The following is a 19,284-nucleotide window of genomic DNA, read 5'->3' as shown; positions in this document are numbered from 1 at the left end:
TGGAACCACCTGATCCCATCCCGAACTCAGTAGTGAAACGATGCATCGCCGATGGTAGTGTGGGGTTTCCCCATGTGAGAGTAGGTCATCGTCAAGCTTATATTCCAAACCCCCCATCTGCGTAAGCAGGTGGGGGGTTTGTCTTTGCGCGCCTAGTAGACAAATCATCGGTAATCCATCGGACGGTTCCGGATTGAGCGGTTCTGTGTTCCACTCGTCTAGAATGATTATTGACTTCGCATGAGCCTTTGCACATGGCCGATTCGGCTGCCACTCAAGACGTGTCGACGCTTCCACTGGAAGAGTTGATTGCTTGCCATGAGTGCGATCTATTGATGCGCCGGCCGCAGCTGGCGGATGGCGAGCGGGCAGAGTGCCCACGCTGTGGCTATGAGCTTTATTCCCAACGCACTCAGGTGGTAAGGCGTAGCCTCGCTCTGGTGCTTGCTGCCCTGATGCTTTACATCCCGGCTAATTTCCTGCCGATCATCAGTCTCAATCTGCTTGGTCAGACGAGCGAGGACACGGTCTGGAGTGGTGTGGTCAACCTGTATCAAAGCGACATGCAGAGCGTCGCCGTGGTGGTCTTTCTCTGCAGCATGGCTGTACCGTTGCTCAAGCTGCTTTGCCAGTTGCTGGTGTTGCTGAGCATTGCCTGGAACATTGGCCGTGGTTATGGCTTGCTGTTCTACCGGATTTATCACCACCTGCGTGACTGGGGGATGCTCGAGGTCTACCTGATGGGCATTCTGGTAGCGATTGTTAAGTTGGCCGATATTGCCGACTTGAGCCTGGGAATCGGTTTGGTGTGTTTCGTGGGCTTGTTATTGGTCCAGGTGTGGCTGGAGGTGACTATGACCCCGCACCAGATTTGGCAGGCGTTATCCAGGGAAGACGCACATGAGGGCAATTGATGCGGGGCTGCTGTTGTGCCACGAATGCCATATGCTGAATAAACAGGAGCCCGATAGGCGCAAACAGTTCTGTTCACGCTGCGGGGGTGTCATTCATGCACGTCGTCCGGACAGTCTCGTTCGTACCTGGGCGTTGCTGCTGACGGCTACCCTGCTGTACATCCCCGCCAATCTTTTGCCGATCATGACCGTCAACTCGCTGGGCAAGGGACAGTCCGACACGATCATGTCCGGCATCATCGAACTGGTGCATCTCGGTATGCTACCGATCGCTGCCGTGGTGTTCATTGCCAGTATTCTGGTGCCGATATCCAAGTTGATTGGCATTTCCTTGCTGCTGTATTCGGTACAGCGGCATCAGCCGATGTCGGCGCGTCAGCGAATACTCATGTACCGCTTTATCGAGTGGATTGGTCGCTGGTCGATGTTGGATATCTTTGTCATTGCGATTCTTGTCGCGGTAGTCAAGTTCGGCAGCCTGGCGAGTATCGAGCCAGGTTTCGGTTCGATAGCCTTTGCCAGTGTGGTAATTCTGACGATGCTTGCGGCTTTAACTTTCGATCCCCGTTTGATCTGGGATAACACCGAGTCGGATGACAACCATGACTGATCTACCGACGGCGAGAACCCGTCCTGCGTCCAACTGGTCGGCCATCTGGGTCTTGCCCCTGATTGCCTTGCTGATTGGTGCCTGGTTGGGTTGGCAGGCCTACAGTCAGGCAGGGGTCGAAATCCAGGTGGTTTTCCCAGGAGGAGATGGTATTCAGGCGGGCAAGACCGAGGTCATCTACAAGGGCATGGCGATCGGTAAGGTCAAGGCTATGGCCCTGGATGACAGCGGTCAAAACCTCGGGGTAGTTGCCACTGTGGAAATGAACAAGAAGGTAGAGCCGTACTTGCGCAGTAACACGCGTTTCTGGCTGGTTAAGCCTAGCGTGAGTCTGGCGGGTATCACCGGACTGGAGACCCTGGTGTCGGGTAATTACATTGCGGTCAGTCCTGGCGATGGTGAGCTGACCCTGGAGTTCGAGGCGTTGGCCGAGCCACCCCCCTTGTCGGACGACAGGCCGGGGTTACATCTGACCCTGAAAGCAGAGCGCCTCGGCTCGTTGAATCGCGACAGTCCGGTGTTCTACAAACAGATTCAGGTTGGCCGGGTGAAAAGCTATGCCCTCGCCAAGGATCAGAGCACGGTTGAGGTTAAGCTTTATATTGAGCCCGCCTATGCCGCTTTGGTGCGCAAACATACGCGTTTCTGGAATGCCAGCGGCATCAGCATCGACGCCAGTTTGTCGGGCTTCAAGCTGCGCAGTGAGTCGCTCGCCAGCATAGTGGCGGGCGGCATTGCTTTTGCCACCCCCGAGCATCGTAAAGATAGTCCGGCGACCGACCCGAGCATTCCATTTCGACTGTATGAAGATTTCGAAGCAGCCCAGGCTGGCATCAGAGTACTGGTCAAGATGACCGATTTCGAAGGGTTGCAGGCGGGGCGTACGCCGGTGTTGTACAACGGCATACAGGCAGGCACCTTGAAGGCGCTCAAGATCAATGATGACCTGACTGGCGCCTTGGCCGAATTGACCCTCGATCCGCGCACTGAAGACTATCTGGTCGAAGGTACTGAGTTCTGGGTGGTCAAGCCTTCCATTTCCCTGGCTGGCATCACTGGCCTGGAGGCACTGGTCAAAGGTAATTACATCGCCATACGTCCCGGCGAAAAGGGTGCGGCGCCCAAGCGCGATTTCGTGGCGCGACCCAAGGCGCCACCGCTTAATCTGGATGCCCCCGGCCTGCACATGGTGTTGTTCAGCGACAGCCGTGGATCACTTGAGGTCGGCAGCCCGATCCTCTATAGGCAGGTCCCTGTTGGCTCAGTGCAGAGCTTTGAGCTCGCTCGTGACAATCGGCGGGTGGTCTTCGGGTTGCATGTCGAGCCCGAGTACGCACATCTGGTGAATAGCTCAACGCGCTTCTGGAATGCCAGTGGGATTACCTTGAAAGGCGGTTTGTCCGGGGTCGAAGTCGAGAGTGAATCGCTGCAGACCTTGCTGTCTGGTGGCATCGCGTTTGAGACCACGGACCTGCAAGCTCCGGCACTACCCCGGCAAGTGCCACGTTTCAGTCTCTATGCCAGTCGCGAGGCGGCCATGCAGGAAGGTGTGGCGATTACCATCCGAATGGACCGTGGTGATGGCCTTAGCCCAGGCACGGCGATCCGTTACCGAGGTCTGGATGTCGGCAAGGTTGACAGTATCGAGCTCAGCGATGACCTGCAGGCTGTTCTTCTGCGAGCCCGAGTGACTCTGGCGGCTCAGCAGATCGCCCGAGTGGGTACCCAGTTCTGGGTGGTCAAGCCGGAGTTCAGCCTGAGCCGTGTGGCCAACCTGGACACCCTGGTCAGTGGTCAGTATCTGGAAGTGTTGCCGGCGACTAAGGGGGCGGCCAGACAGGTCGAATTCATTGCGCTGGCACGTCCACCGAGTCAGGTGGTGGAGGAGCACGGCCTACGTCTGGTGCTCAGCACTGCGCGGCGCAGCTCGCTGAAAGCCGGGGTACCGGTAAGCTATCGGGAGGTTCCGGTGGGCAAGGTGACCGGTTATGAGCTGGGACCGACCGCGAACCGGGTCTTAATTCATATTCTCATCGAACCGCGCTATGCCGGCCTGGTGCGCACCGGTAGCCGTTTCTGGAATACCTCGGGCGTTGGTTTCGAGGCGGGACTGTTCAAGGGCGTGAAGGTGCGTAGCGAATCCCTGGAAACCCTGATTGAGGGGGGCGTGGCGTTTGCGACCCCGGATCTCGAGCCCATGAGTCACCAGGCCAGGCCGGGGCAGACCTTCCCCATGTTCGACGAACCGCAGGAAGAGTGGTTGAGCTGGGCACCGAAGATCGCCTTGCCGAAATAGCCAGGCCACAACTAACCAGGGCCGCATTAGCGGCCCTGGTTAGTTGTGGAGGTTGTTTCAGGCTGGTTCGACAGCCCCGACCGGCTTGACCTGCAGGTCGCTGGTTTCCCGGCGCTGGATGAATTTCCAGTCCGCCTCGTCGATGTAGATGCCATTAGGCCCACTGCCGCCTTCCAGGTCGATGGCCACGTGGGCCGAGACCTGTGGCTTGACCGAAGCGAGGATGGGTACGAAGCCGAGTTGCAGGCTGGTTTCTATCAGCGCCTGCTGGTTCTTCTCGTCGATGTCCGCCGCCTCGTCGAGGTAGTAGGGCAGACGGATGCGGCCGGCCTGGTCGCGATCCATCAAGTGCAGCAACAAGTACATGTTGGTCAGCGCCTTGATGGTCATGGTCGTGCCGTTGGAGGCAGCGCCGTCGATGTCGGTGTGGATCACCGGCTGACCGTGCACCTTGGTGATCTCGAAGGCCAGTTCGAACAGATCTTTCAAGCCCAGCTGGTTGTGATTGGCCGCGACCAGGCGTGCCAGGTACTCCTTGGCCTCCTCGTTCTTGCTGTCCTGATCGCTGCTCTGCTGCAGGTCGAATACCGAGAGGGTCTCGCCCTGCTCGTACTGGCCGGCGCTGTGGATGATCTGGTCGATGTGCTTGAGGGCGTCCTTGTTCGGCGCCAGGACGATGCGGAAGCTTTCCAGGTTGGAGACCTGACGCTTGTTGATCTCACGGTTGAACAGCGCCAGTTGGTGTTCCAGATTGTCGTAATCGCTGCGGATATTGCGCAGGGTGCGGGCGATATCGGTGACGGCGGCGCGACGGGCTTTGGTCAGGGTCAGGGCTTCGTCCTGGCGATGCGCATAGGCGTTCACCAGCAGGTGCAGGCGGCGTTCGACGTCGTCCTCGCTGTCGAACTTGGCCACGCCCTTCAGGCGCACCTGGGCATAGAGCGCCTCGATCTGCCCGTCGACCCGTTGCAGGCCCTGCCAGGCGTCCTGATAGTCGTTGAGCAGGGGTAGCAGGTTGTCGAGGGAGTCGTCCACCGGGTCGGTAAAGGGCGCGCCGAAGGGCAGCTCGGCTGGCAGCAGCTGGCGACGGCGCAGGGCGTCTTCCAAGGTACGCTCCTTGGCTTCCAGGTCGGCCAGTTGCCGGCCCACCAGTTGCAGCTTCGCGGACAGTTGCTGCACCCGTTCGGTGAAGGCATCGCTGCTGCGCTTGAGATCGTCCTGCGCCGCTTCCAGTTGCGCCAGTTGTTCCAGCTGGCTGTCTTCTTCCACTGCCAGGGTCTGGCTGCGGCGGTAGTCTTCCAGGGCTTTGTGCGCATCCAGCACGGCCTTGTACAGCTGTTCGGCCTGGGCCTTGCTCGCGGCGCGGTCGGCGGCGACTGCTTGTTGGGTCTTGAGCTGTTTGTATTCGCGGTCGAGGCGGTCTTTCTGGTCACGCAGAGCGGCGCGGTCGGCCAGGGCCTGCAGCGCCGGGGGCTCAATATGACTGAGGTCGATGGACAGGCCGGGTACCTCGAAGCGCTCGCCCTTGAAGCTGTCCAATATGGCTTCCAGGGACTTCACCCAGGTATTGCCATTGTCCAGCTGAATGCCTTTATCGCCCAAAGGCAGGCTGAACAGCTGGCCGTTGAACAGGCGCATCAGGCGATCGACATCGGCCTGGGAGAACTCTTCACGCAGGCGCGAGTAGCTGTTGTTGTCGGCGTGGTCGAGCTGCTGCTTGACCGACTTGAGGCGCTTGTCCAGATCGCGCAGGCGTTCCTCGAGGTCTTCACTGGAGAATTGCCGTGACTGCGCCAGGGCACCGGCCAGTTCGTCGTGGGCGTCCTTGGCGGCGAGCAATTGCGCCTCCAGCACCTGAGCGTCGTTGACCAGGGCGAAGCGGTTTTTCAGTACGGACAGTTCGCCGAGCCAGCGCTGGATCTCACTGATCTGGCGTTCCATGCGCATCAGCTCGGCGGTGCCACCACGCTGTTCCTGTTGCAGGCCATCCTGTTCGCCGCGGTAGTACTCGGCCTGGATTACCAGTTCCTCGCGGCGCGCGCCGGCATAGTCCTGCCAGGTGCCGAGCAGCGAATCGAGCAGCGGCGAGAGGCGATGCAGCTTGCCGCGCAGTTGTTCGCGCTGGGCGACGCCGGCGGCCAGGGCTTCGATCAAGGGGCCGGCGCTGACCAGTGCCTGGTAGTCCTGTTCCATGCGCCGCACATCACGGAAGGCCTCTTCGGTGGCGGCGATATAGTCGACGCTGCCGGAGCGCAGGCTGTGCTCGAAGGCGTCGAGAAACAGCTGCTTGAGCTTGGCTGCGGTGATCTCGCGCATATGCAGCAGGTTGATGAACAGGGCGCGGAAGGTCTTCAGGCTCTGTTCGCTGGTGGAGCGCAGCGGGATCAGGGTGAGGTCCAACGGGATCGAGGTGTGGCCGCCGACCAGCAGGCGGCGCAGCTCTTCCGGCTTGAGTTCAAAGGCCTTGATGCCTTCTCGCTCCAGGGCGTTGAACAGCTCGCGTTGACGCAGGCAGGTGCCGTCCTTCTGGTAGTGGGCCAGGTCCAGCTCGCCTTGGTAGGCGAAGAACTGGTGGCCGAAACCGCCACCCGGGCCGCGCCCGGCTACACCAATGACATGGGGGCCGTGGGGCAGGGCGACTTCCACCAGGATGTAGCTGGTGTCGGTGGCGAAGTAGAACTTGCGCGATTGTTCCAGGCTGTACTTGCCGAAGCTCATGTCCGACATGCGTGCCAGAATCGGGAACTGCAGCGCGTTGATCGAGGCGGACTTGCCCAGGTTGTTGGCGCCGTACACCGACAGCGGGTTCTCCAGCGGAAACAGACCGAGGCTGTAACCGGCGGTGTTCAGCAGGGCAAAGCGGCGGATGCCGTAGCGTTTCTGGCTCATGCATCTAGCTCCTGTACGGCGCGTTCGTCGGCCATGGCGCGGGCCAGGGCATCTTCTTCGCTGAGGTCCGACTCATCGTCGGCGAGACTGATGATTTCATCCTCTGGCTCATCGTCCAGTAGCACAGGGGTCGGCAGCGGCAGGGCGCTATGCAGGGTGGCGGCCAGGTCGCGATCCTGCTGCACGCTCAGGCAGACATCGAGGAAGCGGTGCATGGGAGCGAGGAAGCGGTAGATGCCGTTTTCTTCGCCGGTAAAGCCCAGCTGGTTCAGGCGGCGCATGACCTTTTCTTCCAGCTCTTCGATGGTGGTGACTTCGGCCTGGAGGAACAGATCACGGTACTTTTCCAGCAGCGGCGGCAGTTCATCGCGACCGAGGCTGCCGCCGTCGAGCACGGCCAGCGGGTCGCGGCCCTGATCGGCTAAATGTTCAACGAGGATGAAGGTAAACAGCGCCAGGCGCTGGGCGGTCTTGTTGACCTGGGCGCCCATCTGCTCGGGGACGAAGTAGTAGAAGCCACGGCTGTCGCAGATCAGTTCATAGCCAAGTGCCTTGAACAGCGCGCGGTACTGGTCCTGCAGGTTGGACAGCTGGGCGTACAACTCCGGGTCGCGGCGGCTGACGTGATAGCCCTTGAACAGCTCGCGGAAGATCGGCGCCAGTTGGGTCAGTTCTTTCAGGTCAATATTCATAGGGCGGTGGTTCCGGCCGGCTTGATCAATGCAAAGGAGCTCAGGCTGACCTGATGCTCGGCGGTCAGATAGTCGCGGCGCTCGAGGCGTTCGCGCTGGAAGCGGGCATCGCGGGACAGGCGCGAGAACCAATAGAGCAGTTCGTCGGTGGCGCCTTCGGGTTCTTGCTGCAGCAGCCAGCCCATCAAGTCCGGCAACGGCAGGGCTTGTTCGCAGCGCTCGAGCATCTCCCGCGCGGTGCGTGGCGCGCGCGGTGCTTCGCCCTTGCGCGAGCTACTGGCCTTGGGGAACTGCGCCGGTTTCGGTTCGAAGCGCGCCAGGGCATAGACATAGGCCTCGACCTGCGATGCGGTACCGAGAAAGGTGCTTTGTGGACGACTGAACAGCGGCAGCGCGGCCTGCGGCACCGCGTCCAACCCTTTGCGGCGAATGGCCGCCAGGGCCAGGGCTGCGCCGCGAGTCACCGCGTTGTGCCGCCGGGCTTCCTCGCGCAGCGGCAGGAGCAGCTCGCGGGCGCGGCGCAGGGTCAGTTGGGCGGTGGTCTGCATCTCCAGAATGCGTGCGTGGGTGCGCAGCAGCAGGTCGTCATCGACCAGCTGGCCGAGGCGCTGTTGTTCGCTGAGCAGGCGCAGCAGCACATGCTCGACGCGATGGACGCCCTGCTCGAAGGCGCCGTCGGCGGCGACCAGCTGGATCATCGGTTCGACATATTCGTCCCAGGTCGCCAGCACTTCGGCGTAACGCTGGCGCAGGGGGATCTGCCGGTCACTGGTCTTGGCCCGTTCGGCCACGGCGACCAGCGCCTGTTCGTCGTTGGCCAGCTTCTTCAGCACATCACGCACGCGCATATCCAGCAGGCGTAACTGACGCGCCAGGTCGGCCGCGTCACGCACCTCGAAGGCATCTTTGATGTAACCGGCCAGGCGCTCCAGGTGGCGCAGGTAGGCCTCGATCTCCAGGCACAGGCCCAGGCGATGTTCACGGCGCAAGTAGGCCAGGAAGTCGTGGATCTGCGCGTTGAGCTCGAAGCGGTTGGGGCTCTTGGCCACCGGCACCAAGATATCCAGGCGGATCCACTGGTCGAGCAGGGCGGTAATGTCCACTGGCGTGCTGTCCGGCAACTGCGCCGTGAGCTGCTTGCGCAGCTCGATCAGGCTCAGGGTGCCGGTATCGAACCGCTCGCAGAGCGGTTCGAGCAACGTCCAGTGTTCGGCAAGGGCGCGCAATACGCGCTTGGGATCGATCATCGAAAGCCGGTCGCTCAATCTGGGAAAAGCGCCGATTGTACTGCATCGACCGGCAATCGATTGAGTCTGAGGCGATCGGAGGCGCTTTGGCTGCACAGGTGACGCATTGCGGCAGTTTACGACCGCCACAGCCGTTGGCCGGTGATCGTGATGCGCTGGAGGCCCCATTCAAGTGACTGAATTTGCTGGCATGTTTTCTGCGATAACAAAGCAAACACCCCGCTGGGATCGAACCTATGTCGTCCACCTCCGCCGCCTCTATCGATGCCTGTTGGCGCGAACTGCAGGATCAGCGTGACCTGGCCTGGGATCTCGACGCCATCACCGACCGCCGCGAGACGATTGCCTTCCTGCTGCGCTTCGAGAACCGCCTGTGTATCTATTCGGCTTATGCGCAAAAGCTCTACAGCAATTACAGCTTTGTGGTGCCGCCGAGCGATCATGGCGATATCACCATCCTCCCGGACGAGCGCTGCTGGAACGAAACCTTCCATGACATCCCGCCCCATGCGGTAGAACCCACCGGTATCCATATCCTGCCGGGCGAAACCCTGGGCTATCCGGGTCTCTACTTGAAGATCCCCAGCCACAATCGCCTGGTGGCCTCCAAGGAATTGCCGTTTCAGGATGGACTCAGGTTGCTGGTTGAGCGCTATCGGGCCAGGGGCGAGTCGTTCCTGCCGGTGTTGATCAAGGAGGAACTGCGCGAATTCGAGACGCGCATGCCGTCGCTGCACCTGCACCGCATCAACCTCGTCCACTTGGCGCACTGCTCGCCGGCGAGCATCAATGCGATCAAGGGGGCAATTGCCCACCATCTGCTCGGGCTGTTTCGGCAGTGCTGAACTGCCTTGCGCTGCCATAGCCAGTAGCCAATCAGGCTTGGTGACACCTTGTTGTCACCTATTGGTCATCCATGCCGTTCATCCTGGCGGGCGCCTGCACATGGCGCCACGGGCGCTCCAAGTGGGCTGCGGATTGCCGGCGCTTGCGATAATGCGTCGCCAACGGTCGGTTGACAGACTAAATATCCCCATGGCTCTTTCGATATGCGTCGGTTATCGGCACAATTCGCCTCCACTTTTTGGGGAGGGGGTTGGCTCTGCTGATTTCCTGCCGGCTGACCTTGTATAGGCACACTGATGATCAAGACGCCGTACTACCTCATCGACAAGCAAAAGCTGCTGGGCAATCTGCAGAAGATCGCCTATGTCCGCGAGCACTCCGGTGCCAAGGCGTTGCTGGCGCTCAAGTGCTTCGCCACCTGGTCGGTGTTCGACCTGATGGAGCAATACATGGACGGCACCACCTCGTCGTCGCTGTATGAGCTCAAGCTCGGTCGGCAGAAGTTCGCGGGCGAAACCCACGCCTACAGCGTGGCCTGGGCCGACGATGAAATCGACGATATGTTGGCCAACTGCGACAAGATCATCTTCAACTCGATCGGCCAGCTCGAGCGCTTCGCCGAAGCCTCCGAAGGCAAGGTCCGCGGCTTGCGGGTCAACCCGCAGGTGAGCAGCTCGGATTACCTGTTGGCCGACCCGGCGCGCCCGTTCAGCCGCCTGGGCGAGTGGGACCCGGAAAAAATCGCCACAGTGATGGATAAGGTTTCCGGCTTCATGTTTCACAACAACTGCGAGAACGACAGCTTCGAGTTGTTCGAGCAGATGCTCAGCACCATTGAGGAGCGCTTCGGCCACCTGCTAGAGCAGGTCGAGTGGGTCAGCCTGGGCGGCGGCATTCACTTCACCGGTGAAGACTATCCACTGGATCAGTTCTGTGCGCGCCTCAAGGCCTTCTCCGAGCGTTTCGGTGTGCAGGTCTACCTGGAACCCGGCGAGGCCGCCATCACCATGAGCGCCTCGTTGGAAGTCACGGTGCTCGACACCCTGTTCAACGGCAAGCATCTGGCCGTGGTCGATAGCTCCATCGAAGCGCACATGCTCGATCTGTTGATTTACCGTCTGGACGCCAAGATGGCCCCCTGTGATGGCGAGCACAGCTACATGGTGTGCGGCAAATCCTGTCTGGCTGGGGACATTTTCGGCGAATACCGTTTCGATCGTCCGCTGACCATCGGCGATCGCCTGTCGTTTATCGACGCAGCGGGTTACACCATGGTCAAGAAAAACTGGTTTAACGGGCTTAAAATGCCGTCTATTGCAGTGCGACAGCTCGACGGCAGCGTTGAGTTGGTTCGTGAATTTGGTTTCGACGACTACCTGTCCAGCCTGTCCTGAAGGCCGGCGGTTATAAGGAGAGATAAAGAAATTGAAGAAGAATGTTCTGATCATTGGTGCAGGAGGTGTCGCCAAGGTGGTGGCCCACAAGTGCGCGCAGCACAACGACGAGTTGGGTCGTATTGCTATCGCGTCGCGCAACATCTCCAAATGCCAGGCCATCATCGACAGCGTCAAGGCCAAGGGCAGCCTCAAGCAGCCCGCCGAAATCAAGGCCTTCGCGCTGAACGCCCTGGACGTGGAAGCGACCAAGGCCCTGATCTGCGAAACCGAATCGCAGATCGTCATCAACGTGGGTTCGTCCTTCCTCAACATGTCGGTGCTGCGCGCCTGCATGGAGACCGGCGCTGCCTACCTGGATACCGCCATCCACGAAGAACCGGGCAAGGTCTGCGAGACGCCACCTTGGTACGGTAACTACGAGTGGAACCACCTGGCCGAGTGCCAGGAAAAAGGCGTGACCGCCATTCTCGGGGTCGGCTTCGATCCGGGCGTGGTGAATGCCTACGCCGCCTTGGCGCAACAGCAGTACTTCGACACGATCGAGTCGATCGACATCCTCGACGTCAACGCCGGTTCCCACGGCAAGTACTTCGCCACCAATTTCGATCCGGAAATCAATTTCCGCGAATTCACCGGACAGGTCTGGAGCTGGCAGAACAGCCAGTGGACCAGCAATAAAATGTTCGAAGTCAAACGCACCGACGACCTGCCGGTAGTCGGCGAGCAGAATCTCTACCTGACTGGGCATGACGAAGTGCATTCCCTGTCCAAGCACCTGAACGTGCCCAACGTGCGCTTCTGGATGAGCTTCGGCGAGCACTACATCAACGTGTTTACCGTGCTCAACAGCCTCGGCCTGCTCTCCGAGCAGCCGGTGAAGACCGCCGAGGGCCTCGAAGTGGTGCCGTTGAAAGTGGTCAAGGCCGTGCTGCCGGACCCGTCTTCGCTGGCGCCAACTTACAGCGGCAAGACCTGCATCGGTGACCTGGTCAAGGGCAGCAAGGACGGCAAGCCGGTCGAGTTGTTTATCTACAACGTCGCCGACCACGCCGATGCCTATGCCGAGACCGACAGCCAGGGTATTTCCTACACCGCTGGCGTACCGCCGGTCGCCGCTGCATTGCTGGTGGCCCGTGGCGATTGGGACGTGGCGCGCATGGCCAACGTTGAACAGCTGCCGGCTGAGCCGTTCCTCAAGCTCCTCGATGTGATGGGCCTGCCGACCCGGATCAAGGACGCCAACGGCGACCGCCCCTGGGATCAGGCCCTCTGATTGGCTGCGCGTCGGCCCTGCTGCGTTAAAAGCAGGCTCTAGCTCGCTCAATCAGCTCAACGCCCGCCTTCTTGGCGGGCGTTTTCGTTTTACGCGAGATGGCCTGCTTGGAAAGACGGAGTGCGCCGCGCTTCCCGCCCGTGGCATTTCACGCGACAATCAACGCTTATCGACATAGGCCCCAGCGTCGGGCCTGTGCATCTGCGCATCCGTGAGGAAACCAGCATGAGCAACGACCGCGTCATTATCTTCGACACCACCCTGCGCGATGGCGAGCAGAGTCCCGGCGCGTCCATGACCGGTGAAGAGAAGCTGCGCATCGCCAAGGCCCTCGAGCGCCTGCGCGTCGACGTGATCGAAGCCGGCTTCGCCATCGCCAGCCCAGGCGACTTCGCCGCGGTCAAGGCGATTGCCGACAGCATCAAGGACAGCACCGTGTGCAGCCTGTCGCGGGCGCTGGATGGCGACATCGACCGTGCCGCCGAAGCGCTCAAGGGCGCCAACAGCGGGCGCATCCACACCTTTATCGCCACCAGCCCGATCCACATGCAGTACAAGCTGCGCATGCAGCCGGATCAGGTGGTCGAGCAGGCGGTGCATGCGGTCAAGCGCGCACGCAACCTGTGTGCCGACGTCGAGTTCTCCTGCGAGGATGCCGGTCGCTCGGAGATCGACTTCCTCTGCCGGATCATCGAGGCGGCGATCGACGCCGGCGCGCGCACCATCAATATTCCCGACACCGTCGGCTATGCGATTCCGCACCAGTACGCCGAAACCATCCGTCAGCTGCTCAATCGCGTACCCAACGCCGACAAGGCGGTATTCTCGGTGCATTGCCACAACGACCTGGGTCTGGCCGTCGCCAACTCCTTGGCGGCGGTGGTCGCGGGCGCTCGTCAGGTCGAGTGCACCATCAACGGCCTCGGCGAGCGGGCCGGCAACGCGGCACTGGAAGAGATCGTCATGGCGATCAAGACCCGCGAAGACCTGCTCGGTGTGCACACCCGCATCGATACCCCGCACATCCTCAGCACCTCGCGCATGGTCTCCGGCATCACCGGCTTCCCGGTTCAGCCGAACAAGGCCATCGTTGGCGCCAACGCCTTCGCCCATGAATCGGGCATCCATCAGGATGGCGTGCTCAAGCACCGCGAGACCTACGAAATCATGTCGGCCCAGTCGGTTGGCTGGAACACCAACAAGATGGTGCTAGGCAAGCATTCCGGGCGCGCGGCCTTCCGTGCACGCCTGGATGAGCTGGGTATCACCCTGGCTGGCGAATCCGAGATGAATGCCGCGTTTGCCCGCTTCAAGGAACTGGCCGACAAGAAGCACGAGATTTTCGACGAAGACCTGCAGGCGCTGGTCTCCGAGACCCTGGCCGAAGAGACCTCGGAGCACTTCAAGCTGGTCTACCTGGATGTGGCGAGCAAGACCGGCGAGGTCCCCTTGGCCAAACTGGTGCTCAGTGTCGACGGTGCCGAACTGGGCGCCGAAGCCCAGGGTTCCGGACCGGTAGACGCGACCTTCAAGGCGATCGAGGTAATTGCCGCGTCCGACGCCAACCTACAACTGTATTCGGTCAACGCCATCACTCAGGGCACCGACTCCCAAGGCGAGGTCACGGTACGCCTGGAGAAGGGCGGGCGTATCGTCAATGGCAACGGCGCCGATACCGACATCCTGGTCGCGTCGGCCAAGGCCTACATCAACGCCCTCAACCTGATGCAGGACGGCCAGAAGGCGCATCCGCAGGTGGCTGACGTTTGATTGCAGAGCTGCGTCGTCGCGCTTACCTGAGCGCTATGCAGGTGGCCAGTTGGCTGCCGCGTGTGGAGTTGCCTTTTGCCGCCCCCTCGCGCCCGGAGCTGCTGCAGCCAGCAGAGCCCGAGGTGCCCGTCGCGGTCGAACCGGTTGCTGCGCCCGTCAGCGAAACAGCGCCGCCGAGCCAGCCCGAGCCGCGCGCCGAACGGCCGAAGATCGAGGTGCCGCGGCCCAGCGTCACAGCGCGCAGTGTCAAAAAGGACGCCGCCGATGAGGCCGCGCCGCCCGTCGCCACCAAGCCGCTGGTCGCGGCGCCGCCGCGTTTCGCTCTGCAACTGCTGCGCGCCGGAGACTGCGCCTTGCTGGTCGAGCTGCCCACTGGCGAGCCCTTGCAGGGTCGTGATCCAGCCTATCTGTTGCTCAAGGACCTGCTGCGCGCCGCCGGTCTGCCGGACAGCCCGCAACTGGTCGGTGAGCCGGTCCGCTGGCCCTTGCTGGCGCGCGGCAGCATGGACCAGGGACCGCAGGCCGCGCTGGATTATGTGCAGAGCTTCATCGCCGCGCGCCTAGAAGAGCAGCCGCCCTGTAGCTGCCTGTGGCTGGTCGGCCTGCCGGCCATCCGTTTCGCCGGCGATGCCGATGCCGAGGCCTACAACCGCGAGGTACAGATCGACGATCTGGGGGCGGCCTGGGCACTGCCTGGGCTGGAGTTGCTGATGGACGAGCCGGAACGCAAGGCCGAGCTGTGGCAGGCCATGCGCCGGGTGCGGCAACGCTGGCTGGCAGGCGCTTGAGTACTTCCTGCGCTGTCAGGTTTCGGCCATTTCGCCCATGTTCCCACCGCCTGCTGAGTCAACCTGAATGAGTGATGCGATTTCTTTCCGCCGGATGACCGAGGCGGATATCGAGGCTGTGTTAAAGATCGAGTACGCAGCGTACAGCCATCCCTGGACGCGCGGCATCTTCCTCGACAGCCTCAAGTCTTACGATTGCTGGGTGATGCTCGAGGGTCAGCAACAGGTCGGGCATGGGGTGATCAACGTGATCATCGACGAGGCGCACCTGCTCAATATCACCATCAAGCCGCAGAGCCAGGGTCGTGGTTTCGGCTTGCTGCTGCTGGAGCGCCTGATGCAGCGCGCTATGGAGCTCAAGGCCGGTGAATGCTTCCTTGAAGTGCGCGCCAGCAACCAGTCGGCTTATCGCCTGTACGAGCGTTATGGGTTCAATGAAATTGGCCGGCGCCGCGACTACTACCCGGCCGTGGGGGGCCGCGAAGACGCCTTGGTGATGGCCTGCACCCTGATCGACTGATCGATGCGGCTGGTAAGCTCCCCATCGCAGGAGCGGCCGGGCGGTACTTTGCTAAAGCCGCGGAGATTTTGCAGTGCATCGGTGGCTCCGCCGTTGAGTGGTCTGCGGTGGGGCTTGCGACCGTCGCTTCGACTGGGACTGTGACGGCAACGCCAAGTGACTTGTCAAAGGCCATGCGCGCTCCGTATGGTGCGCAGCGATACTCCAGGGAGCCGATGCCATGAGTGACTTACAACACCTATTCGACAACAACGCCCAGTGGGCCGAGGCGATTACTCAGAAAGATCCGGCATTCTTCGCCAAGCTGGCCCGCCAGCAGGCGCCGGAATACCTGTGGATCGGCTGCTCCGATGCGCGGGTGCCGGCCAACGAGATCGTCGGCCTGCTGCCAGGCGATCTGTTCGTCCATCGCAACGTCGCCAACGTGGTGCTGCACACCGACCTCAACTGCCTGTCGGTGATCCAATACGCAGTCGACGTGCTCAAGGTCAAGCACATCCTGGTCACCGGCCACTACGGCTGTGGCGGCGTGCGCGCCTCCATGCAGGACAACCAGTACGGCTTGATCGACGGCTGGCTACGGACCATCCGCGATTTGTATTACGAACACCGCGAGCACCTGGCGAAGTTGCCCAGCGAGGAGGAGCGGGTCGACCGCCTCTGCGAGCTCAATGTGATCCAGCAGGTGGCCAACGTCAGCCACACCACCATCGTGCAGAACGCCTGGCATCGCGGTCAGGAACTGTCGGTGCACGGCTGCATCTACGGCATCAAGGACGGTCGCTGGAAGAACCTCAACGTCACCGTCAGCGGCATCGAACAGCTGCCGCCGCAATACCGCCTGCGTCCGCTCGGCCAGAACTGAGGTGACGAACAGTTCGCGCGGCCTGGCCATGCTCGGTCTGCTGCTGGCGGTACTCTGCTGGTCGGGCAACGCCCTGGTGGCGCGTGCGTTCGCCGGCGACATTCCGCCCCTTGCCCTGTCGTTCTGGCGCTGGTGCCTGGCCCTGACCCTGCTGCTGCCCTTCGTTCTGGTGCCGCTGTGGCGTCATCGCCCGCAGCTGCGGGCGGCTGGCTGGCGCCTGCTGGTGCTCGGCGGCCTTGGCATCGCCGGCTACAATTCGATGCTCTACAGTGCCGCGCAGACTACCGCGGCGGTCAACATCACCCTGGTCAACACCTGCCTGCCGCTGATGACCTTCATCGGCGCTGGCCTGCTGCTCGGCGAATGGCCGCAACGCCGCGCATGGTGGGGCATGGGGTTGGCCGCGATCGGCCTGCTGGTGCTGATCACCCAGGGCAGTTGGACGACCCTGACGACGCTGTCGTTCAACCGTGGCGACCTGATCATGCTCCTGGCCGTGGCCGACTGGGCGCTGTATTCCCTGCTGCTGCGACACTGGGCCAAGTACCTGCTGCCGATCCCGGCGCTGGCCCTGCTCGGCGTGCTGATGCTGCTCGGCGTGCCGCTGATCCTGCCGTTCTACCTCTACGAACTCAGCCAGGGCGCCCGTTTCGTCGTCACCCCGAGCAACCTCGGCGCCATCGCCTATACGGCGGTATTTGCCTCGCTGGTCGCCTATCTCGCCTGGAATCATGGCGTGCGCGTACTCGGCGCCGCCAAGGCGGCACTGTCCAGCTACCTGATGCCAGTGTGCACTGCCGCACTCGGCTGGCTGCTGCTGGGCGAGGGCTTGCAGGCGTTCCACTGGCTGGGCGGCGGGCTGATCTTTGCCGGCTTGTTGTTGGGCACGCAGATGGCGCAGAAGCGCGGCTGATCGATAGGGTGCTTAGGTCGTCTGGCAGGAAGGCGCGCGCCGCGAAGGCCAGGTAGCGCAATGCGATACCCGCAGGCTGTTTCGCTGGTGATGGGCGTGTTTACCGTGCGGCGTTTGCCTTCTTCACCGCCACCAGCCAGGCCGGGTTCATCTGATTCTGCTCGGTATTCATGCCCAGAGCCTCCATGGCCTCCTTGTGCTGATTGATCTCCGCCACCATCTGGCTGAGGGCGCTGGAGTTGCCGTCCAGTTGGTGCATCTGGGTCAGTCCCAGGTGATAGAAGCGCAGCAGTTTGATCGCCATCGGATCTTGGGCGGTTACGCCGGCAGTCACGTGGTGCATGACGTTGGTGATGCTCATCAGCCTGCGCTTGAGTTGCCAGCCGTAGACGGCCGGTGCCATCCATGGCTGATGCCAGAACTTGAGCCGCACCAGCGCAACGGTCAGCAGTAGCCCGACAATAATACCGGCCAGATTCCAGCGAAAGTTATCGCCGCCGGGCTCTCCAAACAGCATCACTGCGACACTAGACAGCAGCATGCCCAGCAGGACAAAGAGCAGCGCAATGGTCACGGTGCTGCGGCGCGTTTGCTGGCGGTATTTCTCAGGATTCAACTGCTTGATCTCGAACATCACCGTCGCAGGACTCCTCTGTTCAGTGGGGGGAATGTGGCGAGGCATTATCACTCAGAGTAATCAGGTGGGCGCGATTTACTACGCTGCTGGGCATGCTGGGCTGCCCGTTTTGGCCACTGACCGGCAAGGCCGTCTAGGCGATGCATGGCTCCGTATTTATGCTTCCAAGCCCGTGCATAACCAGGGTGCGATTCGGAGCAAGGCATAAACGCGATTTTCCCAAGACTTGATAGGGACAAAAAATGCTGCTCACCGGGCGTCAGTGAACAGCATTGCGTGCAGTGTCAGGCACGTGGGGGCTCAGCGATATTGGTTGTAGCGCGCCTCGCGATCAGAGCGGCGGTGTTCGTCTTACTGTTGGTCTTGGTCTTGGTCTTCGTGTCGGCGTCGGTCGGACTTGTGATGCCTCTCGGATTGATCACGATCTGCGCCCTGCTGATCCTCGTAGCGGTCCCAGTCGCGGTCGCGGTATTCGTGGTAGACGCAGCCGGTCATAAGCAGAAATGCTGCTGTCAGGGCGAGTATGGAAATGCGAGCAAGCATGGTCGTCTCCTTGTTGCCGGAATGGTGTATCCCGGCATGCATTAAACACCCATACGCTGTGAGAGGGTGGCCAGTGAGGCACAAGGGCCGGGTAGGGGTGGGCGAAAATCGATAACTGCGCGCTGACTGACGTGCCGGTCATTAATCGAGCCGGCTGCTAATCGATGTATTGGCGTAAGGTCGAAGTCTCCCCCGGGGAACTTGCCCCTCTCAAGCTTGTCCTTGGATCGCCAACTTTATCCGCCGCTCTGCACGATGCTGGCAGGAGCCGCCAGCGATCCAGTCGCCAGCGAAAGTTCGTACAGTAGTCCCCAGCGATCATTAAGCCTTTAGACAGGAGATGCGACGTGAGCAAAACAGCACAGGAATACGCGGATGAGTTGATGCCGCTGAACCGCCTGCCGGACCCTGACTCATCCCCTGTGGCACATTCGCGGTTCGTTAATGTCGATGTGGCCGCCGAGGATCGAACTCAGGAAATAAAGCATGCAGTCGCACTGAGGCTGTGTGAGCGGTTCCAGCTGATATACCCGGACAGGACGGTCACTATCGGGCGTTTCGGGATCAATAACGAGGGCTGGCGCATGTGTTTCGAGGTAGCGCCTGTTTCCGCTGAGGGCTAGCACCTCGTGCCGCATCAGGCGTAACGCGCGGTGCGGTGACCGGGCCGGCAAGCGTTGCAAGCGGCTAAGGCCACTCTCCTATCGCGCTGCTATTCATCGCGCCTATGAACGCTATGGTTTCCAGGCGCCAAGGCAGCTAACCCATGTTCCGGGCGCTAGATGATATGGGCGCTGGCGACATCCTCAGCTTGTAGCGGACCCACGGCCATGCGTTGATCACTTCGGACAAACAAAAAAGGGCTTAGCTTTCGCTAAACCCTTGTTTTGTTTGGTGGCTACGCAGGGACTTGAACCCCGGACCCCAGCATTATGAATGCTATGCTCTAACCAGCTGAGCTACGTAGCCGAGTGGCGCGCATTATTCGCGTCCGTGGCGTTGCTGTCAACCCTGGTCTGCAGAAAATTTCTACGCGCGATCAAGTGCTTAGATGCTGGACGCCAGCGGCTTCGGTATCGCAATC

General features: G+C 61.3%; 17 protein-coding genes, 1 tRNA gene and 1 rRNA gene. 13 read left to right on the top strand and 6 right to left on the bottom strand.

What is annotated here, in order from left to right; all coding sequences use genetic code 11:
- From rrf to LJY18_RS13445, 4 genes are all read left to right on the top strand, one after another.
- Positions 1-97, top strand: a 5S ribosomal RNA gene (rrf, locus tag LJY18_RS13460); the annotation flags it as partial.
- 157 nt (positions 98-254) lie between these two features.
- The gene (locus LJY18_RS13455) at positions 255-914 is read left to right on the top strand and encodes a paraquat-inducible protein A (protein ID WP_238042313.1); all 660 of its coding nucleotides are present in this window, start codon (positions 255-257) and stop codon (positions 912-914) included.
- The gene (locus LJY18_RS13450; protein WP_238042312.1) at positions 901-1,524 is read left to right on the top strand and encodes a paraquat-inducible protein A; all 624 of its coding nucleotides are present in this window, start codon (positions 901-903) and stop codon (positions 1,522-1,524) included. Before LJY18_RS13455 ends, LJY18_RS13450 begins: the two co-directional genes overlap by 14 nt.
- A complete protein-coding gene (locus LJY18_RS13445; protein WP_238042311.1) occupies positions 1,517-3,820 on the top strand; it encodes a PqiB family protein in 2,304 nt (767 codons plus the stop codon). Before LJY18_RS13450 ends, LJY18_RS13445 begins: the two co-directional genes overlap by 8 nt.
- 57 nt (positions 3,821-3,877) lie before the next feature.
- Here LJY18_RS13445 and mksF read toward each other — a convergent pair whose 3' ends face one another.
- From mksF to mksB, 3 genes are read right to left on the bottom strand one after another with little or no spacing between them, the layout of a single operon-like run.
- On the bottom strand, positions 3,878-6,709 hold the full coding sequence (gene mksF / locus LJY18_RS13440) for an Mks condensin complex protein MksF (RefSeq protein ID WP_238042310.1): 2,832 nt from the start codon (positions 6,707-6,709) through the stop codon (positions 3,878-3,880).
- The gene (mksE, locus tag LJY18_RS13435) at positions 6,706-7,401 is read right to left on the bottom strand and encodes an Mks condensin complex protein MksE (protein ID WP_238042309.1); all 696 of its coding nucleotides are present in this window, start codon (positions 7,399-7,401) and stop codon (positions 6,706-6,708) included. Before mksE ends, mksF begins: the two co-directional genes overlap by 4 nt.
- A complete protein-coding gene (gene mksB / locus LJY18_RS13430; protein WP_238042308.1) occupies positions 7,398-8,648 on the bottom strand; it encodes an Mks condensin complex protein MksB in 1,251 nt (416 codons plus the stop codon). The genes mksE and mksB overlap by 4 nt, the downstream gene beginning before the upstream one ends.
- 236 nt (positions 8,649-8,884) lie before the next feature.
- On the opposite strand from mksB, the gene LJY18_RS13425 reads away from it, so the two are divergent.
- The 8 genes from LJY18_RS13425 (at position 8,885) to LJY18_RS13390 (ending at position 17,020) form a co-directional block, all read left to right on the top strand.
- Entirely contained in the window at positions 8,885-9,493 is a 609-nt protein-coding gene (locus LJY18_RS13425) for a hypothetical protein (RefSeq protein WP_238042307.1), read from the top strand.
- Between the two features lie 297 nt (positions 9,494-9,790).
- Positions 9,791-10,888 (top strand): carboxynorspermidine decarboxylase, encoded by a 1,098-nt coding sequence (locus LJY18_RS13420; RefSeq protein WP_238042306.1) that lies wholly within the window; start codon positions 9,791-9,793, stop codon positions 10,886-10,888.
- Between the two features lie 31 nt (positions 10,889-10,919).
- Positions 10,920-12,164 (top strand): saccharopine dehydrogenase family protein, encoded by a 1,245-nt coding sequence (locus tag LJY18_RS13415; protein ID WP_238042305.1) that lies wholly within the window; start codon positions 10,920-10,922, stop codon positions 12,162-12,164.
- Between the two features lie 225 nt (positions 12,165-12,389).
- The gene (locus LJY18_RS13410) at positions 12,390-13,934 is read left to right on the top strand and encodes a 2-isopropylmalate synthase (RefSeq protein WP_238042304.1); all 1,545 of its coding nucleotides are present in this window, start codon (positions 12,390-12,392) and stop codon (positions 13,932-13,934) included.
- Positions 13,931-14,722, top strand: coding sequence for an energy transducer TonB (locus tag LJY18_RS13405; protein WP_238042303.1), 792 nt, complete (start codon positions 13,931-13,933; stop codon positions 14,720-14,722). Before LJY18_RS13410 ends, LJY18_RS13405 begins: the two co-directional genes overlap by 4 nt.
- A 67-nt stretch (positions 14,723-14,789) precedes the next feature.
- The gene (rimI, locus tag LJY18_RS13400) at positions 14,790-15,242 is read left to right on the top strand and encodes a ribosomal protein S18-alanine N-acetyltransferase (RefSeq protein WP_238042302.1); all 453 of its coding nucleotides are present in this window, start codon (positions 14,790-14,792) and stop codon (positions 15,240-15,242) included.
- Positions 15,243-15,462: 220 nt separating this feature from the next.
- On the top strand, positions 15,463-16,107 hold the full coding sequence (gene can, locus LJY18_RS13395; protein ID WP_238042301.1) for a carbonate dehydratase: 645 nt from the start codon (positions 15,463-15,465) through the stop codon (positions 16,105-16,107).
- A 28-nt stretch (positions 16,108-16,135) separates the two neighbouring features.
- A complete protein-coding gene (locus LJY18_RS13390) occupies positions 16,136-17,020 on the top strand; it encodes a DMT family transporter (protein WP_238042330.1) in 885 nt (294 codons plus the stop codon).
- Between the two features lie 100 nt (positions 17,021-17,120).
- Here the strand turns inward: LJY18_RS13390 and LJY18_RS13385 are convergent, their stop codons facing one another.
- A complete protein-coding gene (locus tag LJY18_RS13385; protein ID WP_238042300.1) occupies positions 17,121-17,654 on the bottom strand; it encodes a DUF3087 domain-containing protein in 534 nt (177 codons plus the stop codon).
- Between the two features lie 354 nt (positions 17,655-18,008).
- Positions 18,009-18,200 (bottom strand): hypothetical protein, encoded by a 192-nt coding sequence (locus LJY18_RS13380; RefSeq protein ID WP_238042299.1) that lies wholly within the window; start codon positions 18,198-18,200, stop codon positions 18,009-18,011.
- A 347-nt stretch (positions 18,201-18,547) separates the two neighbouring features.
- Between LJY18_RS13380 and LJY18_RS13375 the strand changes: the two genes are divergently transcribed.
- The gene (locus LJY18_RS13375; RefSeq protein WP_238042298.1) at positions 18,548-18,823 is read left to right on the top strand and encodes a hypothetical protein; all 276 of its coding nucleotides are present in this window, start codon (positions 18,548-18,550) and stop codon (positions 18,821-18,823) included.
- A gap of 269 nt (positions 18,824-19,092) precedes the next feature.
- On the opposite strand, the gene LJY18_RS13370 is transcribed toward LJY18_RS13375, so the two are convergent.
- Positions 19,093-19,169: transfer RNA gene (locus LJY18_RS13370), tRNA-Met, on the bottom strand.
- Positions 19,170-19,284: the final 115 nt, after the last annotated feature.

The organism is Pseudomonas sp. MMS21 TM103, from assembly GCF_022132145.1.
Lineage (GTDB): Bacteria > Pseudomonadota > Gammaproteobacteria > Pseudomonadales > Pseudomonadaceae > Aquipseudomonas.
The sequence above is the reverse complement of the archived record's forward strand: the minus strand, read 5'-3'. Positions and strand labels throughout refer to the sequence as shown.